The sequence below is a fragment of the uncultured Sphaerotilus sp. genome (assembly GCF_963924895.1).
Lineage (GTDB): Bacteria > Pseudomonadota > Gammaproteobacteria > Burkholderiales > Burkholderiaceae_C > Sphaerotilus.
Genome location: NZ_CAWURG010000044.1, coordinates 1 through 26,659 on the forward strand (window position 1 = coordinate 1; position 26,659 = coordinate 26,659).

Below are 26,659 nucleotides of genomic sequence, written 5' to 3' on the forward strand. Positions count from 1 at the left end.
ACGCTGACATTCAGCATCACCGGCGGCGCCGATGCAGCCCGGTTCACGATCGACGCCAGTACGGGCGTGCTGCGCTTCCGGACGGTGCCGGACTACGAAGCCCCGACCGACACCGGTGCCGACAACGTCTACGACGTGACCGTGCAGGTCAGCGACGGTGCATGGGCCGCTGCACAGGCGATTGCCGTGTCGGTGACCGCTGTCAACGACAACGCGCCGACGATCACCTCGGGCAGCGCGGTGGGTGTGGACGAGAACAGCACCGCGGTGATGACCGTGACGGCCACCGACGCGGATCAGCCGGGATCGACACTGCGCTTCAGCATCGCCGGCGGCGCGGATGCCAGCCGGTTCACCATCGACAGCGCGACCGGGGCGCTCCGGTTTGTCACTGCACCGGACTACGAGGCGCCGACCGACCAGGGGGGCGACAACGTCTATGACCTGCTGGTCCAGGCCAGCGATGGCGCGCTGACCGGTACACGGGCAGTGACCGTGACGGTCGCTGGCGTCAACGACAACGCACCGGGTTTCAGCTCGGAGGGCGGGGCGGCTGCAGTGACGGTGTCGGTGCCGGAAGGGACGCCGTGGTCGACTGTCCTCGGCGCGACCGACGCCGATCAGCCGACGCAGGCCCTGGCCTACCGCATCAGCGGGGGCGCGGATGCTGCGCTGTTCGAACTGGATCCGGTCAGCGGTCTGCTGACGTTCAAGCCGACGGCCGACCACGAGGCGCCGCAGGATGCCAACCACGACAACGCCTACGAGGTGGTGGTGAGCGTGTCGGACGGTACGCTGGTCGGCAGCCGGGCGCTGACGCTGCTGGTCACCAACGTCAATGAGACACCGGTGCTGGTGAACAGCCAGCTGGCGGTCGACCAGGGTGGTCAGGTGGTGCTGGATGGCGACATGCTGGGATCGAGTGACCCGGACACCGATGCCGCAGGGCTGGTCTACACCGTGAGCGATGTGCGCTCGGGCGCGTTCGAGCAGATCGGCGCGCCGGGACAGGTGGTGACCCGGTTCACGCAGGCGGACGTGACCGCCGGTCGGGTCGTGTTCGTGCAATCCGGGACTGCGGCGAGCGCGGGTTTCGGGCTGACCGTCTCGGACGGCAGCTGGGTGCTCGGGCCGCGCCAGGTGGAGGTGCGCGTGCGGCCGACGGCTTCGGTGCCGCCAACGGACCAGTCGTCCGATCCGGTGCCTGCCATCGTGTCGGCACCGTCGAACTACGAGTTGCTGCCCGCGCCGGCCAGCGGGTCTGGTCCGGCATCGGTGTCCGGCGGCGGCCTCCAGCTGCCATCGGCGGTGGCCGGGCCCGCTGACCGGTTCGACCCGATCCTGTCCGATGTCACCGCTGGCGGAAACGGCGTGGCCGCGGTGCGAGGCGCCAACCGGTTCACCACCACCGACCGCGACAGCGACGCGCTCGCTTCGACGGTGTCCTCCAGTGCGGGCTCGGTGCCGGCGCCGGGTCCGATGCGGGCGATGGTCGTCTCCGCTCCGGGTGTCGGGCCGGGTGTGCAGGCCGAGCGGGTCGGGGGGATCCGGGTCGGTGGCGTGTCCGCATCCGGATCAGCGCCGGACATGGCGCGGCTGACACCGAGCGAGCTGCTGGTGATGCTGGACGCGCCGATCGATCTGAGCGGATTCGTGCAGGAGCGCTCGGCGCTGCTCCAGTGGGCGCTCACCGATGAACGCTCGCGGGGCCAGGCCGAATCCGTCCGGCAGCAGGACGAGTCGGACAGTGGGCCGGGCTTGCACTGGGACAGCGGCAGTGCGGTGAAGGTCGGTGGTTTGGCGCTGTCGGTCGGTCTCGTGTTCTGGGCCACGCGGGCCACCGGACTGGTGGCCAGCCTGATCGCGGTGTCACCGCCGTGGCGGCAGTTCGATCCGCTGCCGGTGTTGAGCGTGAACGCGCCGCGTCAACCGGACGACGCTGAAGTCGAGTGGCTGGATACCGATATACCGGGATCGCTGGCGGAGCTGGCGGAAGACATCCTCGACCAACGGACCTGACCCCGCATGCGATTTCCCTGGCCCCCCGACACGATCACCCGCATCGCCGTCGGCATCGCCGCGCTGGTGGTGCTGTGTCTGATGGGGATGGACTACGCCTTCGGACTGGTTCCCAATCCGGTGCGCCTGGAGATCGACCGGCGCCAGGCCGTCAGCCAGCTGCTGGCCGACCAGACCGCGCTGGTCGCGACCCGGCTGGGGCCGAAGGACGTGGACCAGTTGCTGTACGGCGCCCGCCGCAACGAGGGCCGGCTGCTCGGCATGGCGCTGCGTTCTGCCGCGGGCGAGGTGGTCTCGGTGACGGGCATCACGCCGCCGCGGGTTGGTCCGAATTTCCGCAGCACCTCCACCCACATCCGGGTGCCGGTGATGCTGCAGGGCCAGCCCTGGGGGGCGCTGGAGCTGAACTGGGAGCCGATCGCCGCCGAGTCGTTTCCCCAGATGCTGCTGATTCCCCAGGCGCTGTGGCCGATGCTGACCTTCGTGGGACTGGTGGTGCTGCTGCGCCTGTACCTGGGCAAGGTCCTGCACCAGCTCGATCCCAGCGCCGCGGTGCCGGAGCGGGTGAGCAAGGCCTACAACGCCCTGTCCGAGTCGGTCATCATGCTCGACGGGCAGGGCCGCGTCGTGCTGCTCAACGAGGCCTTCCGGGTGCTGGTCGGTCAGCGCAGTGTCCAGATCGGGCGCCGGCTGGAAGAGCATGTCTGGCTGCGCGACGGCGCGGAGCTGCAGCCCGGTACCGGCTATCCCTGGACACTGGCGCTGCGGTCCAACACCGCCTGCTCCCGCCTGCCGATGAAACTGCGCCTCGGGGACGAACTGCGCGTGACCCTGGTGAGCTGCAGCCCGATTGCGCAGAAGAAGAAGACCGTGGGCTGCCTGGTGGTGATTTCCGACCAGACCCACATCGAACGCAGCAACGAGAGCCTGCGCCTGACGACCAGCCAGCTGCAGTCCGCCAACGACGAGATCCAGCAGAAGAACGCGGAGCTGTTCCGCCTGGCCACGCGGGATCCGATGACCGACTGTCTCAACCGCCGGGCCTTCTTCGAAACCGGTGGCGCCCAGAAGGACCAGTGCAATCTGATCGGGCAACCGGTGGCGGTCATCATGTGCGACATCGACCACTTCAAGTCGTTCAACGACCGCTATGGCCACGCCATCGGCGACGAGGTGATCAAGGCCGTGGCGGGCATCTACAACAGCGCGGCGGCCGAGGTCGGACTGGCCTGCCGCTACGGCGGGGAAGAGTTCTGCGTGATGCTGCCCGGCTGCGACGAGGTGCAGGCGGGCGTCTTCGCCGAGCGGCTGCGCAAGCTGGTGCAGGACACGGCCGGCGACGGCATCGACTACGAACCCCGGCTCAGCATCACGTCGAGCTTCGGGGTGGCGGTGACGCGCTCGCCGCGGTTGTCGCTGGAGCTGCTCATCGACCAGGCGGACCAGGCGCTCTACCAGTCCAAGCGGGCGGGACGCAACCGCTGCACCCTGTTCGAGCCGGCGCCAACCCAGGACGCCGAGACCGCGGTCGAAACCGGGGCCTGAATCCGGCTCAGAGCGGCAGCGGGTCCGTGTCGTCGAAGCGCAGGACTTCGAAACTGACCGTGGGGGCGTTGATGATGTTCGGGCTGACGCCCAGGCAGATCACGCCGCGGCCATGCAGCGTGCAGGCACCGCGGCGCAACGTGACCACCTCGGACTGCCGCCCGAAGCGCACGTAGGTGCCGTTGGAGCTGAGATCGGTGAGCTGGAAGTTGCCGCTGTGCCACTCGATGCGGGCATGCATGCGTGAGACGCGGCTGTCGTCCAGACAATACGCCGCCTCGTGGCTGCGGCCCAGGATGGCCGGCAGGTTGCGCACCGTGTGGATGCGCGAGACCCCTTCGCTGACGAGGCGGATGCCCTCCGGCACCGTGGTAGGCGCCGAGTCGCCGAACATCGTCGACAGCGGGTCCGGCCCGGAGCGCCGCGGCTCGAACCGCCAGACCTCCACCGGCTCGACGCGCCCGCGCAGGTGCAGACGCTCCAGCCGGCGAAACCGCTCGCGCACGTCCGACGGCAGCACGCCCAGCGTCTGCGAGGTCACCAGGGTCTCGTTGTCACCGGCATGGTCCAGCAGGCGGGCGGACACGTTGACCGCATCGCCGAAACAGTCGCCGGCCACCTCGATCACCTCGCCATGGGCCATCGCGATCTGCACGCGCATCACCGGACTGCGCGAGGGACGCGCCGCACCCATGACCCGTTCGAGTGATTCGTGGACTTCCTCTGCGGCCCGCACACCACCGACCGGGTGCGGGAACACCGCCATCAGGCCGTCGCCGAGCGTCTTGATCACCCGCCCGCCCTGGCCTTCCATGATGCGAGCGACCACCGCCACGCTGTGCGTGACGACAGACGCGGCTTCAGCATTCCCCAAGCTTTCGTAGAGGGACGTGCTGCCGCGCAGATCGGCAAAAAGAACGGTGCAAGTGACGGTCTGCGGCATGGGCGCAGTTTACCTTGTCGGTTCGTGAAGCAGTGCGCATCCAGAGGTGGCAGAAGTGAAATGACCCCACAGGTGCGGGGCCATGTTCATGGGAATACTGGATTCCCCTTTGTCAACAAGGATGCTTACAGATTGTCCAGATAAGTCCGCAACTTGTCCGACCGGCTCGGGTGCTTGAGCTTGCGGATGGCCTTGGCCTCGATCTGGCGGATCCGCTCGCGGGTCACGTCGAACTGCTTGCCGACTTCTTCCAGCGTGTGGTCCGTGGACATCTCGATGCCGAAACGCATGCGCAGCACCTTGGCTTCACGCGGCGTCAGGCTGTCCAGAATGTCCCGCACGACATCGCGCAGACCCGACTGCATCGCGGCCTCGATCGGCGCGGTGTTGTTGGTGTCCTCGATGAAGTCGCCCAGATGCGAGTCGTCGTCGTCCCCGATCGGCGTTTCCATGGAGATCGGCTCTTTGGCGATCTTCATGATCTTGCGGATCTTGTCCTCGGGCATCTCCATCTTCTCGGCCAGCGACGGAGCGTCCGGCTCGAAGCCGAACTCCTGCAAGTGCTGGCGCGAGATCCGGTTCATCTTGTTGATCGTCTCGATCATGTGCACCGGGATCCGGATGGTGCGGGCCTGGTCGGCGATCGAGCGGGTGATGGCCTGGCGGATCCACCACGTCGCGTAGGTCGAGAACTTGTAGCCGCGGCGGTATTCGAACTTGTCGACCGCCTTCATCAGACCGATGTTGCCTTCCTGGATCAGGTCGAGGAACTGCAGGCCGCGGTTGGTGTACTTCTTGGCGATCGAGATCACCAGACGCAGGTTGGCCTCGATCATCTCGCGCTTGGCTTCGCGCGAGTTGGCCTCGCCCTCGTTCATGCGCTTGTTGATCGCCTTCAGGTCGTCGATCGGCACGACGGCCTTGGTCTGCAGGTCGATCAGCTTCTGCTGCAGTTCCTGGATCGGGGGCAGGTTGCGGCCCATGATGGCGCTGTAGGGCTTGCCGGCAGCGATCTCGCCCTCGGCCCAGGCCAGGTTCAGGATGTTCGGCGGGAACACCTTGATGAACTGCTCCTGCGCCATGCCGCAGCGGTCCACCACGATCTTGCGCAGTTCGCGCTCGTAGCGGCGCACGTCGTCCACCTGCGAGCGCAGCAGGTCGCACAGCTTCTCGATCGTCTTGACCGTGAAGCGGATCGTCATCAGCTGGTTGCTGATGGCCGTCTGGGCGGCGTTGTAGGGCGCCGACTTGTAGCCGTGGCTGGCGTAGGCCGCGCGCATCTTGACGAACTCGGCGCGCATCGAATCGAAGCGCGTCAGAGCCTGGTTCTTCAGTTCTTCGAGCTTCTTGGTCAGCGCCTTGGAGGTGCCGCCTTCTTCCTCGTCCTCGTCGAATTCGTCGAAGTCTTCTTCGGCGACGTAGTCATCGGCTTCTTCGGAGGAGACAAAACCGTCCACCACTTCCGAGATCTGCGACTCGCCGGCGCGGATCCGGTCGGCCATGCCGAGGATTTCCTCGATCGTGGCGGGTGAGGCCGAGATGGCCAGCATCATGGCCTGCAGACCGCCTTCGATCCGCTTGGCGATCTCGATTTCGCCTTCGCGGGTCAGCAGTTCGACCGTGCCCATTTCGCGCATGTACATGCGCACCGGGTCGGTCGTGCGGCCGAATTCGGAGTCCACCGTCGAGAGCGCGGCTTCCGCGGCTTCTTCGGCTTCTTCCTCGGTCGACGTCGTCGTGCCACCGCCGGCGATCAGCAGCGTGGCCGCGTCGGGCGCCTGCTCGTAGACCGCGATGCCCATGTCGTTGAGCATCGAGATGATGGCTTCCAGGATCTCGTTCTCGACCAGCTTCTCGGGCAGGTGGTCGTTGATCTCCTGGTGCGTCAGGAAGCCGCGCGTCTTGCCCATCTTGATGAGGGTCTTCAGCTCCTGGCGGCGCTTGGCGACTTCCTCTTCGGTGAGCGTGGTCTCGTCGAGGCCGAACTCGCGCATCAGCGCACGTTCCTTGGCCCGGCTGACCTTCATGCGCAGCGGCTTGGCCTTGGGCTTGTCGGCTTCAACTTCGACTTCCCCTTCGGCGACCACCTCGACCTCGGTCTCGACTTCCGTTTCCACGTCGATCTCGGCGTCGGGGTCGGTGAAGTCCTCGTCGGCGTCCAGCGTCGGCTTTTCTGCCTTCTTCTCGATCTTCTTGTCGGTCTTGTCAGCCTTCTCCGCTTTTTCTGCCTTGACGGGTTTCTCGGCTTTCTCGACCTTCATGTCCGACTCGGCCTCCGGCGCCTTGGCCTTGCGACCACGCTTGATCACGACGACAGGCCCGGTGGCCTCGGTCGGTGTGACCGGGACGGTGGTCGCTGTAGCCACTTCGGTCGTGGTGGCGGGGGCTTCTGGCTTGACGGCCTTGACTGCCTTCACGACGCGCACGGTCTTGGACGTCACCGGGGCGGCCGGAGCGGCAGCGGTGTTCGTCACGGGGGATTGCTCAGGGGCGCTCTTTTTCGCGGGCATGCGATTCCTCGGCTGGGGTGCTCGGATACGGTGGGGCTTTGAGCCTGAATCACAAGTCTCGGGCGGCGCACTGCAGGCGCTCGCGGACGAGGTGCTTCTCAGGCGGGCAAGCTGGCGTGAACATCCATCAAGGTGCAGTGCTGGCGGGGAAGTTGGCCTGAAATAACCCGTGTCGCGGGTGGCCGGGGCCGGCAGGCACTGCTGTCACTCTTGCCGCGTCGAAACCAACCTTCAATTATACAGCAGCGTTCCCGGCCGGCCTGGACTTGAGCTGGGACCGCTGCTGGAAGAGCGCATTGCGGCGCTGGGTGGCCGCCTCGGACAATTCGCCCGACTCCAGCAGCAGCGCGATCTCGTCCTCGACCGCCTGCAGCCGGATCCGGTTGACGACGACCCGCAGATCGTCCGCCAGCGGCGCGTCGCTGCCGAGTTCGTGCAGCCGGCGGATCCGCTCCAGCAGCGCGCCCAGCCCCGCTTCGGCCGGATCCTGGGCCAGCTCGTCGAGCGTCGACAGGATGCCGGCCGCACCCAGCACGCCCTGGTCGTGCAGCAGCCGCTCCAGCGCGGCGAAGAAGCCCCCGTGCGGCGCACTCTGCTGGACGAGCAGTTCGTGGACCTCGCCGGGCAGGTCCAGCCAGAGCTGCGCGTTCTGCACCATCAGCCAGGCCGCACGGTCCAGCAGCGAGGCCGTGCGCGGGGGCGGGCGGCGCGGTGAAGCCATCGCGGCGCTGCCCCCCTTGCGTGCCCAAGGCGGCGGATCGTTGCCGAAGCTGCGGCCCTTGCCACTACGGCCGCCGAAGTCCTTGCCGCGCTTGCTGCGCCAGTCCTTGGCGTGCTCGGGCGTGCCATCGTCCATCGGGTCGTAGCCGAGGTCGTTCGGATCGGCTTCGGGCGGCGCCTCGTCGGGCGGCGGCGCATTGTCCCAGTCCGGTTCGTCGTGGTGGCGCGCGGCGGGTGCCTGCGCGGAATGGGACTGATGTTCAGACTGTCCGGGCTCGGCGCGTCGGCGATCACCCCGGCGCGCACCGGCCGCCGCCCAGTGGTGCAGCAGCACATCGGCGGTCAAGCCACCGTCGCGGGCCAGTTCGACCAGCAACTGCGCCTTCAGCAGGCCTTCCGGCAGCAGTTCGTACAGCGGCCGCGCCTGCGCCAGCATCCGTGCGCGGCCTTCGGGTGTCGCCATGTCGCAGCCGTCGCCGGCCACCGCCAGCAACTGCCGCGACAGCGTGAACGCCTCGTGGATGCAGGCCTCGAAGGCTTCCGGCCCGCGCTCGCGGATGAAGGAGTCGGGGTCGTGCTCGGCCGGCAGGAACAGGAAGCGGAAGCTGCGCGTGTCGCTCGCGTGCGGCAGCACGGCCTCCAGCGCCCGCGCCGCCGCCCGCCGACCGGCCGCATCGCCGTCGAAGCTGAAGACGACCTGCTCGGAGAACCGCAGCAGCTTGACGATGTGCTCGCCGGTGCAGGCCGTGCCGAGCGTGGCCACCGCGTTGCCGAAGCCGAGCTGCGCCAGCGCCACCACGTCCATGTAGCCCTCGGTGACGAGGATGAAGCCGCGCTGCCGGATCGCGGCTCGCGCCTCGAACAGACCGTACAGCTCGCGGCCCTTGCTGAAGACCGGCGTCTCCGGCGAGTTCAGGTACTTCGGCTCGCCCTGGTCCAGCACCCGTCCGCCGAAGCCGATCACCTCGCCCTTGGGATTGCGGATCGGGAACATGATCCGGTCGCGGAAGCGGTCGTAGCGGCGCTGCTCGGCCGCGTCGTCGCCCTGCAGGATCACGAGGCCGGATTCGACCAGCAGCGGGTCGTCGTACTGCCCGAAGGCGCTCGACAGCCCGTGCCAACCGCCCGGCGCATAGCCGAGGGCGAAGTGTTTCGCGACCTCGCCCGTCAGGCCGCGGCCTTTCAGGTAAGCCACCGCACGCTGGCTGTCCTTGAGCTGGGCGCGGTAGTGGTCACTGGCTTTCAGCAGCACATCGCCCAGCGTGACCTGGTGGGCGCGGACCTTGGCGGCGCGGGCGCGCTCCTCCGGGCTGTTGTCGTCGTCGGGCACGGTCATGCCCACGTCCTGCGCCAGATCCTTCACCGCCTCGACGAAGCCCAGGCCGCTGTGCTCCATCAGGAAGCCGACCGCGTTGCCATGCACGCCGCAGCCGAAGCAGTGGTAGGTCTGGCGCGAGGGGCTGACGATGAAGCTCGGGGATTTCTCGCCGTGGAACGGGCACAGGCCCTTGTAGTTGATGCCGGCTTTCTTCAATTGCACGGCGCGGCCCACCACGTCGACGATGTCGGCGCGGGCGAGCAGGTCCTGGATGAAGCCTTGGGGGATCACGCGCGGGAGTCTACTCGGCGGGAGGGTCATGGCTGGCCCCGGAGCGATGCAGGACGGCGTGGTGGTCGCGGTGCGGGTGTTGTTTGTTATGGTTGTGTCTCCTTGGTGTGCTACGTGGCTACGTAGTGGCGCTCTGCGTGAATGCGCATTGGTTGCATGGAGTGAAGATGCTGGCCTCAGACGAACTTGCCTTGTTGCTGACCGACCTCGAATCCGACCGGGTCGAGCGCACCACGTCCACCAGCAACACCGACAAGTTCGCCGAAGCCATCTGCGCCTTCGCCAACGACTACCCGAACCACCGCAAGCCGGGTTACCTGCTGATCGGCGTGCGGGACGACGGCGCGCTCGACGGCTTGCAGGTGACGGATCTGCTGCTGCGCAACCTTGCCGGCATCCGAGCGGATGGCAATGTCCTGCCGCCACCAGCGATGAGCGTCGCCAAGTTCAGCCTGCCCGGTGGTGATGTGGCGGTGGTCGAGGTGATGCCGTCCAGCGTCCCGCCGGTGCGCTACAAGGGCAAGGTTCACCTGCGTGTCGGTCCGCGCAAGGCGGTGGCCAACGAGCAGGAGGAGCGTGTGCTGTCCGAGCGCCGCTCCGCCCTGGTCAGCACCTTCGATATCCACCCGGTGCGCGAAGCCGCCGCCGACGACCTCAGCCAGCGCCTGTTCGACGACTACCGCGCCGGCACTGTCAACCCCGATGTCATCGCCGCCAACCACCGCAGCACCGAGGAGAAATACGCCTCGCTGCGCTGTTTCGACCTGATCGCGCATTGCCCGACCGTGGCCGGCATCCTGCTGTTCGGCAAGAACCCGCGCTACTTCCTCCCCGGCGCCTATGTCCAGTTCATCCGGTTTCCGGGCACGACGATGACCGAGCGGCCGATCGACCAGAAGGAGATCGACGGCGATCTGCGCACCGTTGTCGAAGCCCTGCGCGGGCGCATCGACGCGCACAACGCGGTGGCGCTCGGGGAGGGCGCCGGCTTCCGTGACCGTCCTCGGTCGGCTTATCCGGAGTGGGCGCTGCGCGAGTTGCTGCTGAACGCGGTGATGCACCGGGATTACGCCTCCACCAGCCCGATTCGCTTCTACTGGTTCAGCGACCGCATCGAGATCCAGAACCCCGGCGGTCTGTACGGCACCGTCACCCGCGACACGCTGACCCGCCGCAATGCCTACCGCAACCCCGTGCTCGCCGAGGCGCTCAAGGCCATGGATTACGTCAACAAGTTCGGCTATGGGCTGCAGCGTGCCGAGCAGTTGATGAAGGACGGCGGGCACCCGCCACTGGAGTTCGAGATCGACGACCGGGTGTTCGCCGTGACAGTGAGGGCGCATCAGTCATGACCGCAACCCCCACGACGGCGGCCATGAAGTCCATCGCGTTCTTCAACAACAAGGGCGGCGTCGGCAAGACCTCGCTGGTCTACCACCTGGCGTGGATGTATGCCGACCATGGCCTGAAGGTGCTGGTGGCCGATCTGGACCCGCAGGCCAACCTGACCTCGATGTTCCTGGACGAAGACCGTCTGGTGTCACTGTGGAGCGACGACGGTGAACCGCGCACCATCCGCGACTGTCTGCGCCCGCTGATGTCTCGTCAGGGCGACATCCTGGAGCCGGTCGTCGAGCGACTGCAGCCGACACTGGGCTTGATTCCGGGGCACCTGGGCTTGTCCCGGTTCGAGGATCTGCTGTCAGAGAACTGGCCCAAATGTCTGGATGGTCAGGAGGCTGCCTTCCGGGTCATGACGGCGTTTCACCGGATCATCCTGTCGGGCGCGCGCCAGATGGAGGCGGACCTCGTGTTGATCAATGTCGGACCGAACCTGGGGGCGATCAACCGTGCCGCGCTGATCGCCGCCGCGCAGGTGGTCATCCCGCTGGCCCCCGGTCTGTGCGCGCTCTCGGCCCTGTGCGACCTCGGGCTGACGCTGCGTGCATGGCGCCAGGGCTGGGAGGTGCGCGCCAAGGCGCTGCCGGCGGAGGTGTCGATCGAGATGCCCTCGGGCGAGATGCGGCCCGCCGGCTATGTCGTGACGCAGCACAGCGCCCATGCGAGCAGCTTTGCGGAGGTGTCCCCGGCGTGGGGTGATCAGGTGTCGCGGGTGTACCGGGAGTCGGTGCAGGGCGAATCCTGCCCGTCCCATGTGAACCCTGGCGATGACCCGCACCGGCTGGCGTTGCTGCGGCACTACCGCAGCCTGATGCCGATGGCGATGGACGCGCACAAGCCGATGTTCTTCCTCAAGCCGGCCGACGGTGCGATCGGTTCCCACATCGATGCAGTACGCGCTTGTTACCAGGATTTCGAGACGCTGGCGAGAAAGATTGCTGCCAATGCCAACGTGACGATGGGCTGACTCCGGATGTTCATTGCCCCAGCACCACGCCTTCGCGCCGCGGATCGGCACCACCGCGCCAGACCTCCCGCCCCGCGTCGCGCCCCCGGCTGATCGCCTGCAAGCCGCTGGTCAACTCCACCTCGCGCACCTCGTGCCCGCGCGCCTTCAGCGCCTCGACCACCGCCGCCGGAAACCACCCCTGCTCCAGCAGCACCGGCCCGCCGGTCGTGCCGAAGTTCGGCAGGTCGATCGCCTGCTGTGGCGTCAAGCCCCACTGCAGCACGCCGTGCAAGGTCTTGGCAACGAAATGGATGATCAGCGCGCCGCCCGGGCTGCCGCCGGTCATCGCCAGCCGGCCCTGGTCGTCGAACACCAGCGTCGGCGACATTGATGAGCGCGGACGCTTGCCCGGCTCGACCCGGTTGGCGATGGGGCGGCCATCGGCGTCGGCGGGCAGGAAGCTGAAATCTGTCAGTTCGTTGTTGAGCAGGAAGCCGCGCACCATCTGGCGCGACCCGAAGGCGTCCTCGATGGTCGTGGTCATCGAGACGGCGTGGCCTTCGGCATCGACGACGCTGATGTGGCTGGTGCCATATTCCACCTGTTCAGGCATCGGTGCGAGGCTGGTCAGCGCACTGCCCGGGGTACCGGCGGGCGCGACCGGCATGCGCTGCGGGCCGATCAGCCGGGCGCGCTCGCGCAAGTAAGCCGGGTCGAGCAGGCTGCGCCAGTCGCCCGCAGGTGCCGCCACAAAGTCGGGATCACCCACGTACTGCGCCCGGTCGGCAAACGCCAGCCGCGACGCTTCCGCATAGGTGTGCAGCCACTCGGCCGACGGCAGGCCAGCGTCGGTCAGCGGTTCCTGCGCCGCCGTGGTCTGGCCGAGCAAGCCGAGGATCTGGCCGATCGCGATCGCACCAGAACTCGGCGGCGGGAAACCGCACAGGCGCCACTGTCGATCGCCGGCTCGGTGGTCGGAGCACAGCGGCGGGCGCTCCTTCGGCTGGTAGTCCACCAGATCGCGCAAGCTCAGGCGTCCTGGGTTGCCCGGGTGCTGGCGGACCTTGGCGACGATGGCCTCGGCGATGTCGCCCTCGTGCATTGCGCGGGCGCCTTCCGTGGCGAGGCGGCGCAGCACTTCGGCCAGTTCCGGATTCTTCAGCAGGTGCCCGACCGGCCAGGGCGCGCCGTCCGGCTGGTAGAAATAGGCCGCCGCGGCCGGGTCCTTCTTCAGGTGGACCTCGGCCTTCAGCAGCGTGTGCAGGCGCGGGCTGACCGGGAAGCCGTCCCGCGCCAGCCGGATCGCCGGCTCGAACAGCGCCGACCACGGCAGCCGGCCATGCCGCGCGTGCGCCATTTCCAGCATGCGCACCGTGCCCGGCGTGCCGACCGCGCGTCCGCCGACGACCGCGTCGTGGAACGCGAGCGGTTTGCCGTCTGCGCCGAGGAAGAGCCGCGCATCGGCCTCGGCTGGCGCGGTTTCGCGGCCGTCGTAGGCCCGTACCGCACGCCCGTCCCAATGCATCAGGAACGCGCCGCCGCCCAGGCCGCTCGATTGCGGTTCCACCAGCGTCAGCACCATCTGCACCGCGATGGCGGCGTCGATGGCGCTACCCCCTGCCGCCAGGATCTGCCGGCCGGCGTCGGTTGCCAGCGGGTTCGCGGCGGCTACGGCGTAGCGCGTGGTGGTCCAGCCGGGTTTGGCCTGCCATCCCGACGCCGCTTCGGGCTGTGCCGGTTGGATCGGGCGAGGGGCTTTGGTGGTGCTGCACGCCGCCAGCAGGGCGGCGGCACCGATGAGCCACGACAGTTGAAGCAGGCGGGCAGGGCGTTCGGTCATGCCCGCCATCGTGTCACAGGTGCTTCAGCGCGGGGCCAATCGGATCGCGCCGTCGAGGCGGATCACTTCACCGTTGAGCATCTCGTTGGTGACGATCTGGTGCACCAGCTTGGCGTAGTCGGCGGGCGTGCCCAGTCGGCTCGGGAACGGGACGCCAGCGGCCAGCGCGTCCTGCACCTCCTGCGGCATGCCGAACAGCATCGGTGTGCCGAAGATGCCCGGCGCGATGGTCATGCAGCGGATGCCGTTCTTCGACAGGTCGCGCGCGATCGGCAGGGTCATGCCCACCACGCCGCCCTTGCTCGCCGCGTACGCCGCCTGGCCGATCTGCCCGTCGAACGCGGCGACGCTGGCGGTGTTGATCAGCACACCGCGCTCGCCGGTCGGCTCCGGCTCGTTCTTGCACATGGCTTCGGCGGCCAGGCGGATCATGTTGAAGGTGCCGATCAGGTTGACCGAGATGACCTTGCTGAACAGGCCCAGCGGGTGTGCGCCGTCGCGGCCGACGGTGCGGCTGGCCGGGGCGATGCCGGCGCAGCTCACGAGGCCCATCAGCTTGCCCATCGACACGGCCTGTGCCACCACGGCACGGCCGTCGTCCTCGTTCGACACGTCGCACTTGACGTAGGCGCCACCCAGTTCGGCGGCGACTGCTGCACCGCGTTCTTCCTGCAGGTCGGCGATGACCACTTTCGCGCCCTCGCGCGCCAGCATGCGCGCTGCGCCTTCTCCCAGCCCCGAGGCGGCGCCGGTGACGATGAAAACCTTGCCTGCGATGTCCATGTGTGTCTCCTGATGAAGTCGATCGGAAGTCGATCCGAAAAACCGGGAGATGTTGATTGACGTTGACGTAAACGTCAATTGGGGAACGCAAAAAAGCCGCCCGGAGGCGGCTCGGCGTGGCGACGGCGCAGTGGCCGTGCCGGGATCAGCCCAGTGCGGCGAACGCGCGGGCGGTGATCTCGTCGACCGTGCCCGTGCCGCTGATGGCGCGGTACTGCGGAGCGGCGGCGTCGCCGGTGGCGGCCCACTGCGAGTAGTAGTCGACCAGCGGACGGGTCTGGCTCTGGTAGACCTCCAGGCGCTTGCGCACGGTGTCTTCGGCGTCATCGGCGCGCTGGATCAGCTCCTCGCCGGTCACGTCGTCCTTGCCTTCGACCTTGGGCGGGTTGAAGACGACGTGGTAGGTGCGGCCCGAGGCCACGTGCACGCGGCGGCCGCTCATGCGCTGGATGATGGACGCGTCCGGCACGTCGATTTCCAGCACGTAGTCGAGCTTGACGCCCGCGGCCTTCATCGCGTCCGCCTGCGGGATCGTGCGCGGGAAGCCGTCGAACAGGAAACCGTCGGCGCAGTCGGGCTGCGTGATGCGTTCCTTGACCAGGCCGATGATGATGTCGTCGCCGACGAGACCGCCAGCGTCCATCACCTTCTTGGCGGCCAGGCCCATTTCCGTGCCGGCCTTGACAGCCGCGCGCAGCATGTCGCCAGTGGAGATCTGGGGAATGCCGTATTTCTGGCAGATGAAGGCCGCTTGCGTGCCTTTGCCGGCGCCGGGGGCGCCCAACAGGATCAGTCTCATGGATCTCCTCGGTCTCTGTCTGTCAGCAGGTCAGTGCTGATGGCTTGATGCCTGAACGAATGTAAAGCTGTCGCGAAAGCGTGAAAGGTACTGCGAATTCTGGGGTTCGTTTTGAGAATACCATGGCTCCCCTGAGTTGAAACTGACTCGACGTGGCACGTCGCGCCGGTTGAACGTCAGGGTCTGTCCAGGGTATGGCTGCGGCGAAATCTGCGGTATCGGAGTCGAATCCTGCGGCTATTCAGGCTGTTCGAAGTGTCGGCGCACCCGTTCGAGGTCTTCGGGCGTGTCCACACCCGGGCCGGGCCGCGTGTCGCTGACGTGCACGGCGATGCGCTCGCCATGCCACAGCACCCGCAGCTGCTCCAGCGACTCGACCTGCTCGATCGGGCTGGCGCTCAGCGTCGGGAAGCGGCGCAGGAAACCCGCGCGGTAGCCGTAGATGCCGATGTGGCGCAGCGGTGCGGGGTTCGTCGGCAGGGCCGTGATGCGGCCGTCCGCATTGCCATCGCGCCACCAAGGCAGCGGGGCGCGCGAGAAGTACAGCGCGCGGCCCGCCGCGTCGCAGACCACCTTGACGACGTTCGGGTTGACAAACTCCTCGACGCTGTCGATGGCGTGGGCCGCCGTGCTCATGACGCAGTCCGGCTGCAGCAGCAGGCCCTGCGCGCAGGCGGCGATCAGCGCCACGTCGATCAGCGGCTCGTCCCCCTGCACGTTGACGACCAGGTCGCCACCATCGAGTCCGAGCAGTTCGCAGGCTTCGGCCAGGCGGTCGCTGCCTGTCGCGTGGTCGGCGCGGGTCAGCACCACGCGCACGCCATGCGCTGCGCAGGCCGCGGCCACTTCAGGCGCGTCGGTCGCGACCACCACGTCCCTGGCGCCCGCCGAGGCGCAGCGCTGCGCCACCCGCACGATCATCGGCAGCCCGCCCAGATCGGCCAGCGGCTTGCCGGGCAGGCGGGTCGAGGCCAGTCGGGCGGGAATCAGGATGGTGCAGTTCATCGCGTTCATCGTCACGGCGTTGGTGCGGTGTCCGGCAGCGGGAAGGGCGACGGCGGCGGGGCGTCCGGGTCGACCGTGCGCGCTTCGCTTTCGAGCATCACGGCCATGCCGTCCCGGATCGGAAACGCCAGCCGGTCGGCCGGGCAGACCAGCTCATGCGTGGCATGGTCATGGTTGAGCGGCCCCTTGCAGAGCGGGCAGACGAGCAGTTGCATCAGGCGGGTGTCCATGGGGCGTGATGCTACCTTGCCGGCGCGGGGCCGAGCGCGTCCAGCACACGCCGGATGAACACGGGCGGCAGCACCAGCACCAGCGGCACCACCCACACGCGCAGCCCCGGGCGCTCGGCCGCCACGCGCCGCGGATCGAGCTTGATGGCGTCCTTCTCGGTCACAACCACCTCACGGGCCTCTTGCGGCCAGGGGAGGCGGGCGTGGTCGTGGTGGTCGTCCAGGGGGAGGGTGTCGACCGTCAGGCCGGCGCTGCGCAGCGCGTCGAAGAAGCGCTGTGGCTGTCCGATGCCCGCGCTGGCGAGCAAGCGCCGGCCGCGCAGTGCGGCGAGTTGCTCGTGCGTGGCAGGGGCGCCCGCCCACCAACTGGCGAGCTCCACCGCCCCGGCGAGTTGCCGTGTCGCGCAATCACCGGGCAGGGTGGTGCTGGCTTGTGCCGCGTTGTAGAGCACGAACTGGTTCGACGCCGCCGCGGGGGCGTCGATCGGCTCGCGCAGCGGTCCCGCCGGCAGCAACCAGCCGTTGCCGGCGCCGCGCTCGTCGAACACCACGATCTCGAGGTCGCGGCCCAGCCGCAGGTGCTGCAGGCCATCGTCGCAGACCAGCACGTTCACGTCGGGATGGGCGGCCAGCAGGGCCTGTGCGGCGGTGGCGCGGTCGCGACCGACCCACACCGGCACGCCCGCGCGGCGCTGCATCAGCAGCGGTTCGTCACCGACGGCGCTGGCCACGCTGTCGGCGCCGACCGGGCGGGGGGCCGTGCCCTGGCCGCCATGTCCGCGTGACACGATGCCCGGTTGCCAGCCCGCCTGTTGCAGGGCGTGGATGAGGGCCAGCGTGGTCGGGGTCTTGCCGGCGCCACCGGCGACCCGGTTGCCGACGACGATGACCGGGCAGGGCAGCCGGACGGTGGCTTTCCAGCCTTGCCGGTAGAGCACGCGCCGAAACCAGACCAGCGCCCGGTGCAGCGCGCCCAGCGGTCGCAGCGCCCATTGCGCCGGCCCGCCCTTGTGCCAGACCGCCTCCAGCCGCGCTGCGGGGGTCACCGGCTCACGGGCCCTTGCTGCCGCTGCGGGCGCTCTGGGTGGCGAAGGTGAGTTGCACCAGCCCGGCCCGGCGCGCCGCGTCCATCACGTTGATCACGCTCTGGTGCGCGGCCATCGCGTCGGCCGAGATGATCACGGTGCGGCCCACGTCGCCCTGCGCGGCAGCACTCAGCGCGTTGGTCAGCACCTCGATGCCCACGCCCTCGACCGGCTGCTTGTTGATCGTGTAGACGCCGTCCGAGGACACGCCCACCACGATCTCGCGCGGCTGGCTCTCGATCCGGTTCGACTCGGCCACCGGCAGCGTGATCTTCAGCTGCGTGTACTTGGCGTAGGTGGTGGTGAGCATCAGGAAGATCAGCACCACCAGCAGCACGTCGATGAACGGGATCAGGTTGATCTCCGGCTCCTCGGGGCGGCGGTGACGGAAGTTCATGGCCATGGTGCGCGTCTCCGCTCAGCGGCGCGGGGTGCGCTGCAGCAGCTGCGGCAGCAGCCGCTCGGCGCCTTGCTCCAGCGTCAGCACGAACTCGTCCACCTGGCCGCGGAAGTAGCGGTAGAACATCAGGGACGGGATCGCCACGATCAGACCGAAGGCGGTGTTGTAGAGCGCGACCGAGATGCCGTGCGCGAGCTGCTCCGGGTTGCTGCCCGAGGTGGGCGACTGCGCGCCGAAGATCTCGATCATGCCGACCACCGTGCCCAGCAGGCCCAGCAGCGGCGCGGCCGAGGCGATGGTGCCCAGCGCGTTGAGGTAACGCTCCAGCCGGTGCGTCGCGATGCGGCCGGAGGTCTCGAAAGCGTTGCGCAGCTGCGCCTCGTCGCAGCGCGGATCGGCCACCGCAGCGCGGATGCCGCCCGCCAGCACCGTGCCGAGCACCGAGTTGCCGTGCAGCTTGTCGACCACGTCGGTCGACGGCAGGCTGCTGCGCGTGACCGCGAGCACTTCATCGAGCAGCTTGGGCGGTGCGACCTTGGCGGCGCGCAGGCTCATGAAGCGCTCGATGATGATGGCCAGGGCGGCGATGGAGCAGAGGATGAGCGGCCAGATCGGCCAGCCAGCGGCTTGTATGATCGAAAACAAGGGTCGTTCCCCGGGGTGAGGTGGACATCCGCAGCCGAGCGCGGCGCGGCGCAGTGCCGACGATTATGGCCTCAAGGTGGACGGTCCAACGCTCGGGCAGCGTGGAACAAGCGATCCAGTTTCTCCCCCGCTGCTGTGGATAACGTTGGGGAGAAGCTGAGGACGGCAGCGCCAAGTCCTTGTCAGGGCAGTGTTTTTGTTGGATTGCCTGTTTTTTAATCAACCATGAAGTTGTGAAATCCTGATGACTACCGCGAACGGCGCCCGGGTCTGGGACGTGGCCCTGCTGGTGCAGGCCATCGGCGACACGCTGCAGACGCGCTTCGGCGCCGTCGCCGTGCGGGGCGAGCTGGCCGGCTTCACCCGTGCGTCCAGCGGCCATTGCTACTTCAACCTGCGCGCTGCGGACGGCAGCGCCGGCCTGCGCTGCGCGATGTTCCGCCGCGCCGCCAGCTTCCTCGACTTCTCGCCGCGCGACGGCCAGGCGGTCGAGCTGCGCGGCAAGCTGGCGGTCTACGAGCCGCGCGGCGAGCTGCAGATGATCGTCGAGGCCATGCGCCCCGCGGGCGAGGGCGCGCTGATGGAGCAGTTCCTGCGCCTGAAGGCCCGGCTCGAAGGTGAGGGCCTGTTCGACGCTGACCGCAAGCGCCCGCTGCCTACCTTCCCGCGCCGCATCGGCGTCGTCACCTCGCTGGCCGCGGCCGCGCTGCACGACGTGGTGACCGCGATGCGCCGCCGTGCGCCCCATGTCGAGGTCATCGTCTACCCGGCGCCCGTGCAGGGTGCCGAGGCGCCACCGCTGCTGGTGCGCGCCATCACCGAGGCCGGGCGGCGGGACGAGGTCGACGTGCTGATCGTCTGCCGCGGCGGTGGCTCGCTCGAAGACCTGTGGGCCTTCAACGACGAGGCGGTCGTGCGTGCGATCGTGGCCTCGCCGGTGCCGGTGGTCTGCGGCGTGGGCCATGAAACCGACTTCACGCTGGCCGATTTCGCTGCCGATCTGCGCGCGCCGACCCCGACCGCGGCGGCCGAACTGGTCGCCCCCGAGCGGGCGGCCTGTCTGGAGACGCTGGCGCAGCGGCAGCGGCAGTTGCAACAGGGGCTGCAACGCCGGCTCGACCGCGAGGCGCAGCGCCTGGACCGCGCCGGCCTGCGCCTGTCGCGACCGAGCGAGCTGCTGCGCCAGCACCAGCAGCGTCTGGCCCTTCTGGCCCAGCGCCACGCGGCGGCCTTGCCCCAGGCATTGCAGCGACGCGGCCAGCGGCTCGATGTGCTGGCGGCACGGCTGCAGGCGCTCGACCCGGCCCGCGTGCTGCAGCGCGGTTACGCCTGGGTCACCGACGCCGAGGGCCGCACGCTCGTCAGCGTCGGACAAGTGCAGCCCGGCGCGGCGCTGACGGCGGTGCTGCGCGACGGGCAGGTGCGGACCACGGTGACCGCTGTCGAGCCGAGCCCGCCCCACCAGAGCGCGGATTGAGCGCCGTGCCTACAATCGCAAAGTCGGATTTCACCCCGTTCACCCACAAGAGGAACCCCATGGAACATACCCTGCCCGCACTCCCGTTCGCGATGGACGCCCTGGCTCCGCACATGTCGAAGGAAACCTTCGAATACCACTACGCCAAGCACCACCAGGCGTATGTCACCAACCTCAACAACCTGATCAAGGGCACGGACTACGCCGACCTCGATCTGGAAGCCATCGTCAAGAAGGCCCCGGCTGGCGGCGTCTACAACAACGCGGCGCAGGTCTGGAACCACACCTTCTTCTGGAACTGCCTGAGCCCGAACGGCGGCGGCGCCCCGACCGGCGCGCTGGCCGACGCGATCGCTGCCAAGTGGGGCTCGGTCGACGACTTCAAGAAGGCGTTCCAGGCATCGGCAGTCGGCAACTTCGGCTCCGGCTGGACGTGGCTGGTGAAGAAGGCCGACGGCTCGGTCGACATCGTCAACATGGGCGCCGCCGGCACCCCGCTGACGACTGGCGACAAGGCCCTGCTGTGCATCGACGTGTGGGAACACGCCTACTACGTCGACTACCGCAACATGCGCCCGAAGTTCGTCGAGACTTTCCTGAACAGCCTCGTCAACTGGTCGTTCGCGGAAGCGAACTTCGCCTGAGTTAACGCGAATGCGCTGAGGGTTCGCCCTCGTGCGATGGAAGCCGGCCTGCGGGTCGGCTTTTTGCGTTCTGGGTGAAAGCCTCGCCGTATCCCCCCTCGTCTCCTGAAAAAGAGGGATATCTCCCCGTCCTCTGAGTCGCTCCAATCAGCAAATCGACACAGCGCGAGGGAGACCCGATGACCACGACGAGCCGCCACTACGACCCCGACCGCGCCCTGCATCTGCTGCGTCTGGGTTGCCAGGACGCCACCGCCACCTTCCGCGATGACCAGGAGCCCGCCATCCGTCACCTCGTCGAAGGCCGTGGCCGCCTGCTGGTGGTGCAGAAGACCGGCTGGGGCAAGAGCAGCGTCTACTTCATCGCCACCAGATTGCTGCGCGAACAGGGCGCTGGCCCCGCGCTGCTGATCTCGCCGCTGCTGGCCCTGATGCGCAACCAGATCGCCGCCGCCGGGCGCATGGGGGTGCGGGCGCTGACGATGCATTCGGAGAACACGGCGGACTGGGCGACCGTGACCGCGCAGGTGGTGCGCCATGAAGTGGACATCCTCCTTGTCTCGCCCGAGCGGCTGGGCAGCGATGCGTTCCGGGAGACGGTGTTGTCCGTGATCGCCCCCAGCCTGTCGCTGCTGGTGATCGACGAGGCGCATTGCATCTCGGACTGGGGCCACGACTTCCGTCCGCATTACCGCTTGCTGGAACGCCTGGTGCGCCGCCTGCCCGCCAATGTCCGGCTGCTGGCGACGACGGCCACCGCCAATGACCGGGTGATGGCCGATCTGCGCGAGGTGCTCGGTTCGACGTTGACGGTGCAGAGGGGTGATTTGCACCGGCCGTCGCTGACCTTGCAGACGCTGCGATTGCCGGGCCAGATCGAGCGGCTGGCGTGGCTGGCTGAGCGGCTGGGTGAACTGGACGGCAGTGGCATTGTCTACGCGCTGACGGTGCGCGATGCGGAACAGGTTGCCGCCTGGCTGCGCTCGCAAGGGTTGGCGGTCGAGGCGTACACCGGCCAGACCCCCGACCTCCGCCGCATCGAACTCGAACACGCGCTCCAGCACAACCAGGTCAAGGCGCTGGTGGCCACCTCTGCCCTCGGCATGGGCTACGACAAGCCGGATCTGGCCTTTGTCATCCACTACCAGATGCCGGGTTCGGTGGTGCATTACTACCAGCAGGTGGGGCGGGCCGGGCGCGGGCTGGCGGCGGCGCATGGGGTGCTGCTGTCAGGGGTGGAGGATGACACCATCACCGACTGGTTCATCCGCACGGCCTTCCCGACACCCGACGAGGTGCGCCAGGTGCTGTCCGTCCTCGACGCGGCGCACGGTGGCTGCACGCAGCGGGAGTTGGAGAGTGCCGTCAACCTGCCCAGCGGTCGCATCCAGCAGACGCTGCTGCTGCTGGAACTGGAGTCGCCAGCCCCCGTCGTCCGCAACGGTTCACGCTGGCAACTCACCTCGGCAGACCTGTCCACGACGTTCTGGCAACGCGCCGAACGCCTCACCGCGCTGCGCCGCGACGAGCAGCGGCAGATGCAGGACTATGTGCGGCTGCCCTTCGGAGATCACATGGCCTTCCTGATTGCTGCGCTTGATGGCGATCCGACCCATGTCACTGTGCCCTCGTTGCCCGCCCTGTCTACGGCCGTCGATCCCCACGTGATCGCAGAGGCCACCCGGTTCCTGCGCCGATTCAGCCTGCCCCTGGAGCCGCGTCGACAGTGGCCACCCGGTGGTCTACCCGGGTTTGGACTCACCGGCGGGCGCATACCCGTGGACCGGCAGGCGCATCCGGGACGTGCGCTGTGTGTCTGGGGCGATGCTGGCTGGGGTGACTGGGTGGCGCGGGGCAAGTATCGGGAACACCGTTTTGCCGATGCGCTCGTGCAGGCGTGCGTGGACCTGCTGGAGCACTGGCGGCCGGACCCTTTTCCTGCCTGGGTCACCTGCATCCCGTCGTGGCACCACGCGGACCTGGTGCCGGATTTCGCCCGCCGTCTGGCCCAGGCGCTGGGACTGCCATTCCGCATGGCACTGCAAAAGACAGCAGCTCGCCCGCCGCAGAAAGACATGGCCAACAGCGTCCAGCAAGCGCGCAACCTCGATGGTGCGCTGGAGGCAAGCATGGCGGACGGGCCGTGGCCGAGCGGGCCGGTGCTGCTGGTCGATGACATGGTGGATTCGCGCTGGACCTTGACGCTGGCGGCCTGGCTGCTGCGAGACAATGGGGTGAGCGATGTCTGGCCACTCGCGCTCGCGCAAACCACCCCCGACACATGAAATGACTTCACCCGCCCCCGACGCCACTCCATCCCCCAACACCCAGGCGATCCTGCTGCTGACCGCACCGCTGACGGTGGGCCGTGACCGCAGCACGGGCGTGGACCCGCTGACCCACGGCGAGTACAAGCGGCTGGTCCGGCACCTGATCGGTTTGCAGCGGAAGCCCTCCGATCTGCTGGACCCGGAGGCGTTGGCGGTGATCGAAGCCTGTGCGCCCATCGTCGAAACGGGGCGGATGGTGGCGTTGCTGGGTCGTGGGTTCCAGTTGAGCCAGGCGCTGGAGCGGTGGCAGGCGCGGGCGATCTGGGTGGTGAGCCGGGCGGACGCGGCGTATCCGCGGGTGCTCAAACGCCGGCTGCGCGAAGAAGCGCCCGCCGTGCTGTACGGCTGTGGCGAGGCGGCCTTGTTGTCGCAGGGTGGATTGGCGGTGGTCGGCTCGCGCCATGTGGATGCGGCCCTGTTGACGGTCGCGGCACAGATCGGTGGATTGGTCGCGCAAGCCGGCCGGGTGCTGGTGTCAGGCGGCGCGAAGGGCATTGACCAGGCGGCGATGGCGGGGGCAGCGGACGAGGGTGGCGCCGTGGTCGGGGTGCTCGCGGACAGTCTGGAGCGGGCGGCGGTGTCGCGTGCGAACCGTGATCGGCTGATGGCGGGGCGGCTGGCGCTGGTGTCCCCGTTTGATCCGGCGGCAGGTTTCCATGTCGGGCTGGCCATGCAGCGCAACAAGCTGATTTACGGGCTGGCTGATGCGGCGCTGGTGGTCAGCTCGGATCTGGGCAAGGGAGGCACCTGGGCGGGGGCCGTCGAGGAACTGGGTCGGTCGGGGGGCGTGCCGGTCTATGTGCGATCGAGCGCGGCCGGGGCGTCGTCGGCCGGGTTGGCCGCGCTGCATGACAAGGGGGCACAGGTCTGGCCTGAACCGCAAGATGTCTTGGCACTGGCCTCGGTGCTGGCCGATGCCGACGCGCCACCTCAGGCCGTCTTGTTCGAGAGTCCGTTGCGCACAGCCCCTTCGATCGTCGCCGGATACGGTCCGTCCACGTAATCCCCCGCCGCGCTCAGCCCCACGGCAATCCTGACCGCCGGCCGCTGCAACCCCGGCACACACCGAAACGTCGCCCGCTTCTCCGCCACCAGTTTCACCAGCGCGGCATCGGCCGCCCCTTCGCCCCGCAGCACCGACCGCGCCTGCGCCAGCAAGACTGCGCCGGTCGCGTCCATCCCTTGCGCGACCCACGGCGCTGCGCCGCTCACCACAAACGCGAACAGCCCCGGCGTCATGCCCAGCGCGCCGTGGTCGAACGCGAACTGCGCCGGCGCCTGCGGACCCTCGGCGAGCGCCACCATCGGTGCGGCCAGACGGGCATTCGCCGCCTGCACATAGCCGGTCACGATCGGCTCATACCCGAACACCGCCGCACTGGCCGACCACGCCGGGGCGATGTTGCCGGTCAGCCGCGCCGCCTCGCTGGCGCTGCAGGCGAGCACGACGCGGTCGAACGGTGCGTCATCCACCGTCCAGCCTGCGCCGTCCGTCCGCACCGCCAGCCGCTGCACGCGCTGCCCGATGCGCAGCGTCGCGCCGTGTTTGTCCAGCCAGCGCAGCGCCGGCTCTGGCAGCAACTCCGCCAGCGGTCGCCGCGGAATCAGCAGGTCGCTCGCCCCCGGCCCGGAAAACAGCGCGTCGTGCAGCACCCGCAGGAACACGGTCGCGCTGGCGGCATCTGCGGGCGTGTTCAGCGCCGCCACGCACAGCGGGTCGATGATCTCGGCGCGGACGCGCACGGGCAGGGCGGCGGTCAGCTGCGCCACCGTCCACGCCGGGTCGCAACGAAAGCGCCGCAGCATCCAGCCCGCCGCCGCGTTGCTCAACGCCAGCCGCTCGCGCAAGGACCAGTGCCGCATCGCCCAGACCGCCCGCGTGAACGCGATGACCGGGTGCCCCTCCGGCAGTCGCAGTCCGACGCCATCCTGGTCCAGCAGCGCTAGCGGCGTGCGCAGCAGCACCGAGTCTGGATCGACGCCGACGCGGCGCATCAGGCCGAGCGTGGCGGTGTAGGCGCCGATCAGGATGTGCTGGCCGTTGTCGAGCCGCAGCCCGCTCGGTTCGGCGGCGAGGCTGCGGGCGCGGCCGCCGGCTTGCGGCGCCATCTCGAACAGCGTGACGCGCTCGCCTGAATCGACCGCGGCCACCGCCGCCGCCAGCCCGGCCCAGCCCGCGCCGACCACTGCCGTCGCCGCGCTCATGCCAGCCTCAGCCGATTGGCGTCGATGGCGCCGCGCACGCGTTTGACCGTCGTCGCTCTGATGGACCGGCCGGCGGCGATCGCCGGAAAGCGACCAGCCAACTCGACCATGCGTTCCACGACCGTCGCGGCCCAGGCGCGGTCCAGGCCGCCTTGGTTGGCCAATTGCAGCAGATGGGCGCGGGTGATGTCGCGGCCTTCTCCGCACACATCCATCTGGTGCTCGCCCCCCGGCCCTTCGGAAAAGGTCAGGTCGTAACACGGTGCCAATCGCCAGTGGCGGTCCCGCCCGAGCCGGAAGGACACGTTCTTGGCGTGGTCGTCGCGGTTGTGGAACACCACGTTGAACACCGCCCGCTCATACGCCTTGCGCACCTCGTGCTCGTCCCGCGTGAACAAGCGCGTGGCCCGCAGCAGCGTCGTGTAATCGACCGCGGACGGCAGCCTGAAATCCACCTGCAGCGCCCCTGCCAGCGTATGCGTTGGCACGCGCAGCCCGTCCTCCACATCGAATCGGGCAATGCCAAACGCCCCGAGGCGCGCGTCGAGGTCAAAGCTGCGGGTGTCGGGCATGTCCAGCCCTGCGTCCCGCGCCAGTTGCGCATAGGCATCTTCCAGCGCGCAGACCTCCTTGTGCTCGTCACGCGCCTGGAACTTGACCAGCCACGGCTCGCCTCCCGGGAACGGCACCGTGCTGATGTCGGACGTGCGTGGGTCGTGGTGGACCAGCACCTTGGGCCGGGCGCCTTGTGGGGAACCCCCGAGCAGTGCCAGTTGGCGCAAGGCCACGCTGTCCCGGTCATGCACCACAGCACGGGCTTCCCGCGCCAGATCGAGCAGCCGCAGGTCGTCCGGGGCGATTGACTGGGGCTGCGCCGGCTCGAATGTCAGCGCGCCCAGCGTGCGCTCGCCGAGGAAGGTCAGGCGGTCCAGCGGCGAGACCGTGGCCGGGTTCACGCCGTTTCTGCGGAACAGCCGGTCCATCAGCAGCAACCCCCAGCCATCGGGCAGCGCGTCGGCGATAAGACCCGGCAGGTGTTGCTGATGGCCAGGGAATCCGCTGAAGACGCCCGGCCGCAGGGGCAGATGACGGGGCGACAGCTCCAGACCTTGTCGCAAGGCGTCGGCCGAATACTCGAACAGGAGATCGTGCCCGTCGTGGGCCAGCGTGCCCAGCAGCCACCGCTCACCCCAGCCGACGTAATGCACCAGGACTTTGCGGATCATGGCCGAGGCGGTCGCTGGCGGGGGGCGCGCTGACGGGGCGTGCTGGCGCGACGCTCCAGTTCGGCGATGGAGCGTGGCGGCGGCGGCACGAACAGCGACTGCAACTCGCCCTCCAGACCCAGCACCTGCACCACCCGCACCAGCGAGGCCAGCGTGGTCTGGCCCTGGCCTTCGAGGGTCACGACGGTGCCGCGCGACAGATCCGCCCGCCGCGCCAGTTCGGATTGCGTCCAGCCCCGCGCCAGCCGCACCGCCTTGAGCCGCTGACCCAAGGTCTGACAGATTTCGTCAGAG

Annotated in this window: 22 protein-coding genes; 8 read left to right on the plus strand and 14 right to left on the minus strand. The window is 68.6% G+C overall.

All coding sequences use genetic code 11. The annotated features are described in order from the left end of the window. Together AABN02_RS15800 and AABN02_RS15805 are read left to right on the plus strand one after the other, a co-directional pair. A partial coding sequence (locus AABN02_RS15800) for a cadherin-like domain-containing protein (protein WP_338415886.1) occupies positions 1 to 2,019 on the plus strand: 2,019 nt, incomplete at its 5' end. A gap of 6 nt (positions 2,020 to 2,025) precedes the next feature. Next, positions 2,026 to 3,564: a sensor domain-containing diguanylate cyclase gene (locus AABN02_RS15805; protein WP_338415887.1), complete on the plus strand. Its 1,539-nt coding sequence runs from the start codon at positions 2,026 to 2,028 to the stop codon at positions 3,562 to 3,564. 7 nt (positions 3,565 to 3,571) lie between these two features. On the opposite strand, the gene AABN02_RS15810 is transcribed toward AABN02_RS15805, so the two are convergent. The 3 genes from AABN02_RS15810 to dnaG form a co-directional block, all read right to left on the minus strand. Next, the gene (locus AABN02_RS15810; RefSeq protein ID WP_338415888.1) at positions 3,572 to 4,507 is read right to left on the minus strand and encodes an adenylate/guanylate cyclase domain-containing protein; all 936 of its coding nucleotides are present in this window, start codon (positions 4,505 to 4,507) and stop codon (positions 3,572 to 3,574) included. Between the two features lie 125 nt (positions 4,508 to 4,632). After that, positions 4,633 to 7,017: an RNA polymerase sigma factor RpoD gene (gene rpoD / locus AABN02_RS15815; protein WP_338415889.1), complete on the minus strand. Its 2,385-nt coding sequence runs from the start codon at positions 7,015 to 7,017 to the stop codon at positions 4,633 to 4,635. Between the two features lie 235 nt (positions 7,018 to 7,252). Then, positions 7,253 to 9,346, minus strand: a complete 2,094-nt coding sequence (gene dnaG, locus AABN02_RS15820) for a DNA primase (RefSeq protein ID WP_338415890.1) — start codon at positions 9,344 to 9,346, stop codon at positions 7,253 to 7,255. Positions 9,347 to 9,513: 167 nt separating this feature from the next. Between dnaG and AABN02_RS15825 the strand changes: the two genes are divergently transcribed. Together AABN02_RS15825 and AABN02_RS15830 are read left to right on the plus strand one after the other, a co-directional pair. Further along, positions 9,514 to 10,698 (plus strand): ATP-binding protein, encoded by a 1,185-nt coding sequence (locus AABN02_RS15825; protein ID WP_338415891.1) that lies wholly within the window; start codon positions 9,514 to 9,516, stop codon positions 10,696 to 10,698. Beyond that, positions 10,695 to 11,714: an AAA family ATPase gene (locus tag AABN02_RS15830; RefSeq protein WP_338415892.1), complete on the plus strand. Its 1,020-nt coding sequence runs from the start codon at positions 10,695 to 10,697 to the stop codon at positions 11,712 to 11,714. Before AABN02_RS15825 ends, AABN02_RS15830 begins: the two co-directional genes overlap by 4 nt. A gap of 10 nt (positions 11,715 to 11,724) precedes the next feature. On the opposite strand, the gene AABN02_RS15835 is transcribed toward AABN02_RS15830, so the two are convergent. From AABN02_RS15835 to AABN02_RS15870, 8 genes are all read right to left on the minus strand, one after another. After that, positions 11,725 to 13,536, minus strand: a complete 1,812-nt coding sequence (locus AABN02_RS15835) for a gamma-glutamyltransferase family protein (protein WP_338415893.1) — start codon at positions 13,534 to 13,536, stop codon at positions 11,725 to 11,727. Between the two features lie 24 nt (positions 13,537 to 13,560). Continuing rightward, positions 13,561 to 14,319 (minus strand): 3-hydroxyacyl-CoA dehydrogenase, encoded by a 759-nt coding sequence (locus AABN02_RS15840; RefSeq protein ID WP_338415894.1) that lies wholly within the window; start codon positions 14,317 to 14,319, stop codon positions 13,561 to 13,563. A 145-nt stretch (positions 14,320 to 14,464) separates the two neighbouring features. Further along, entirely contained in the window at positions 14,465 to 15,118 is a 654-nt protein-coding gene (gene adk, locus AABN02_RS15845) for an adenylate kinase (RefSeq protein WP_338415895.1), read from the minus strand. Positions 15,119 to 15,355: 237 nt separating this feature from the next. After that, positions 15,356 to 16,123, minus strand: a complete 768-nt coding sequence (gene kdsB, locus AABN02_RS15850) for a 3-deoxy-manno-octulosonate cytidylyltransferase (RefSeq protein WP_338415896.1) — start codon at positions 16,121 to 16,123, stop codon at positions 15,356 to 15,358. Between the two features lie 11 nt (positions 16,124 to 16,134). Further along, entirely contained in the window at positions 16,135 to 16,353 is a 219-nt protein-coding gene (locus AABN02_RS15855) for a Trm112 family protein (RefSeq protein ID WP_338415897.1), read from the minus strand. Positions 16,354 to 16,364: 11 nt separating this feature from the next. After that, on the minus strand, positions 16,365 to 17,399 hold the full coding sequence (gene lpxK / locus AABN02_RS15860; RefSeq protein WP_338415898.1) for a tetraacyldisaccharide 4'-kinase: 1,035 nt from the start codon (positions 17,397 to 17,399) through the stop codon (positions 16,365 to 16,367). 4 nt (positions 17,400 to 17,403) lie between these two features. Beyond that, positions 17,404 to 17,835, minus strand: coding sequence for a biopolymer transporter ExbD (locus AABN02_RS15865; RefSeq protein ID WP_338415972.1), 432 nt, complete (start codon positions 17,833 to 17,835; stop codon positions 17,404 to 17,406). A gap of 21 nt (positions 17,836 to 17,856) precedes the next feature. Beyond that, on the minus strand, positions 17,857 to 18,483 hold the full coding sequence (locus tag AABN02_RS15870) for a MotA/TolQ/ExbB proton channel family protein (RefSeq protein WP_338415899.1): 627 nt from the start codon (positions 18,481 to 18,483) through the stop codon (positions 17,857 to 17,859). A 244-nt stretch (positions 18,484 to 18,727) separates the two neighbouring features. Between AABN02_RS15870 and xseA the strand changes: the two genes are divergently transcribed. The 4 genes from xseA (at position 18,728) to AABN02_RS15890 (ending at position 23,937) form a co-directional block, all read left to right on the plus strand. Then, a complete protein-coding gene (gene xseA / locus AABN02_RS15875; protein WP_338415900.1) occupies positions 18,728 to 19,960 on the plus strand; it encodes an exodeoxyribonuclease VII large subunit in 1,233 nt (410 codons plus the stop codon). A gap of 59 nt (positions 19,961 to 20,019) precedes the next feature. After that, positions 20,020 to 20,604, plus strand: a complete 585-nt coding sequence (locus AABN02_RS15880) for a Fe-Mn family superoxide dismutase (RefSeq protein ID WP_338415901.1) — start codon at positions 20,020 to 20,022, stop codon at positions 20,602 to 20,604. 179 nt (positions 20,605 to 20,783) lie between these two features. After that, a complete protein-coding gene (locus tag AABN02_RS15885) occupies positions 20,784 to 22,889 on the plus strand; it encodes a RecQ family ATP-dependent DNA helicase (protein ID WP_338415902.1) in 2,106 nt (701 codons plus the stop codon). A 1-nt stretch (position 22,890) separates the two neighbouring features. Beyond that, entirely contained in the window at positions 22,891 to 23,937 is a 1,047-nt protein-coding gene (locus AABN02_RS15890) for a DNA-processing protein DprA (protein WP_338415903.1), read from the plus strand. Here the strand turns inward: AABN02_RS15890 and hpnE are convergent. From hpnE to AABN02_RS15905, 3 genes are read right to left on the minus strand one after another with little or no spacing between them, the layout of a single operon-like run. Continuing rightward, the gene (gene hpnE, locus AABN02_RS15895) at positions 23,865 to 25,139 is read right to left on the minus strand and encodes a hydroxysqualene dehydroxylase HpnE (protein ID WP_338415904.1); all 1,275 of its coding nucleotides are present in this window, start codon (positions 25,137 to 25,139) and stop codon (positions 23,865 to 23,867) included. The two genes, AABN02_RS15890 and hpnE, sit on opposite strands and share 73 nt — an antisense overlap. Further along, entirely contained in the window at positions 25,136 to 26,365 is a 1,230-nt protein-coding gene (locus AABN02_RS15900; protein ID WP_338415905.1) for a type II toxin-antitoxin system HipA family toxin, read from the minus strand. The genes hpnE and AABN02_RS15900 overlap by 4 nt, the downstream gene beginning before the upstream one ends. Beyond that, entirely contained in the window at positions 26,362 to 26,637 is a 276-nt protein-coding gene (locus AABN02_RS15905) for a helix-turn-helix transcriptional regulator (protein ID WP_338415906.1), read from the minus strand. Before AABN02_RS15905 ends, AABN02_RS15900 begins: the two co-directional genes overlap by 4 nt. Positions 26,638 to 26,659 lie beyond the last annotated feature (22 nt).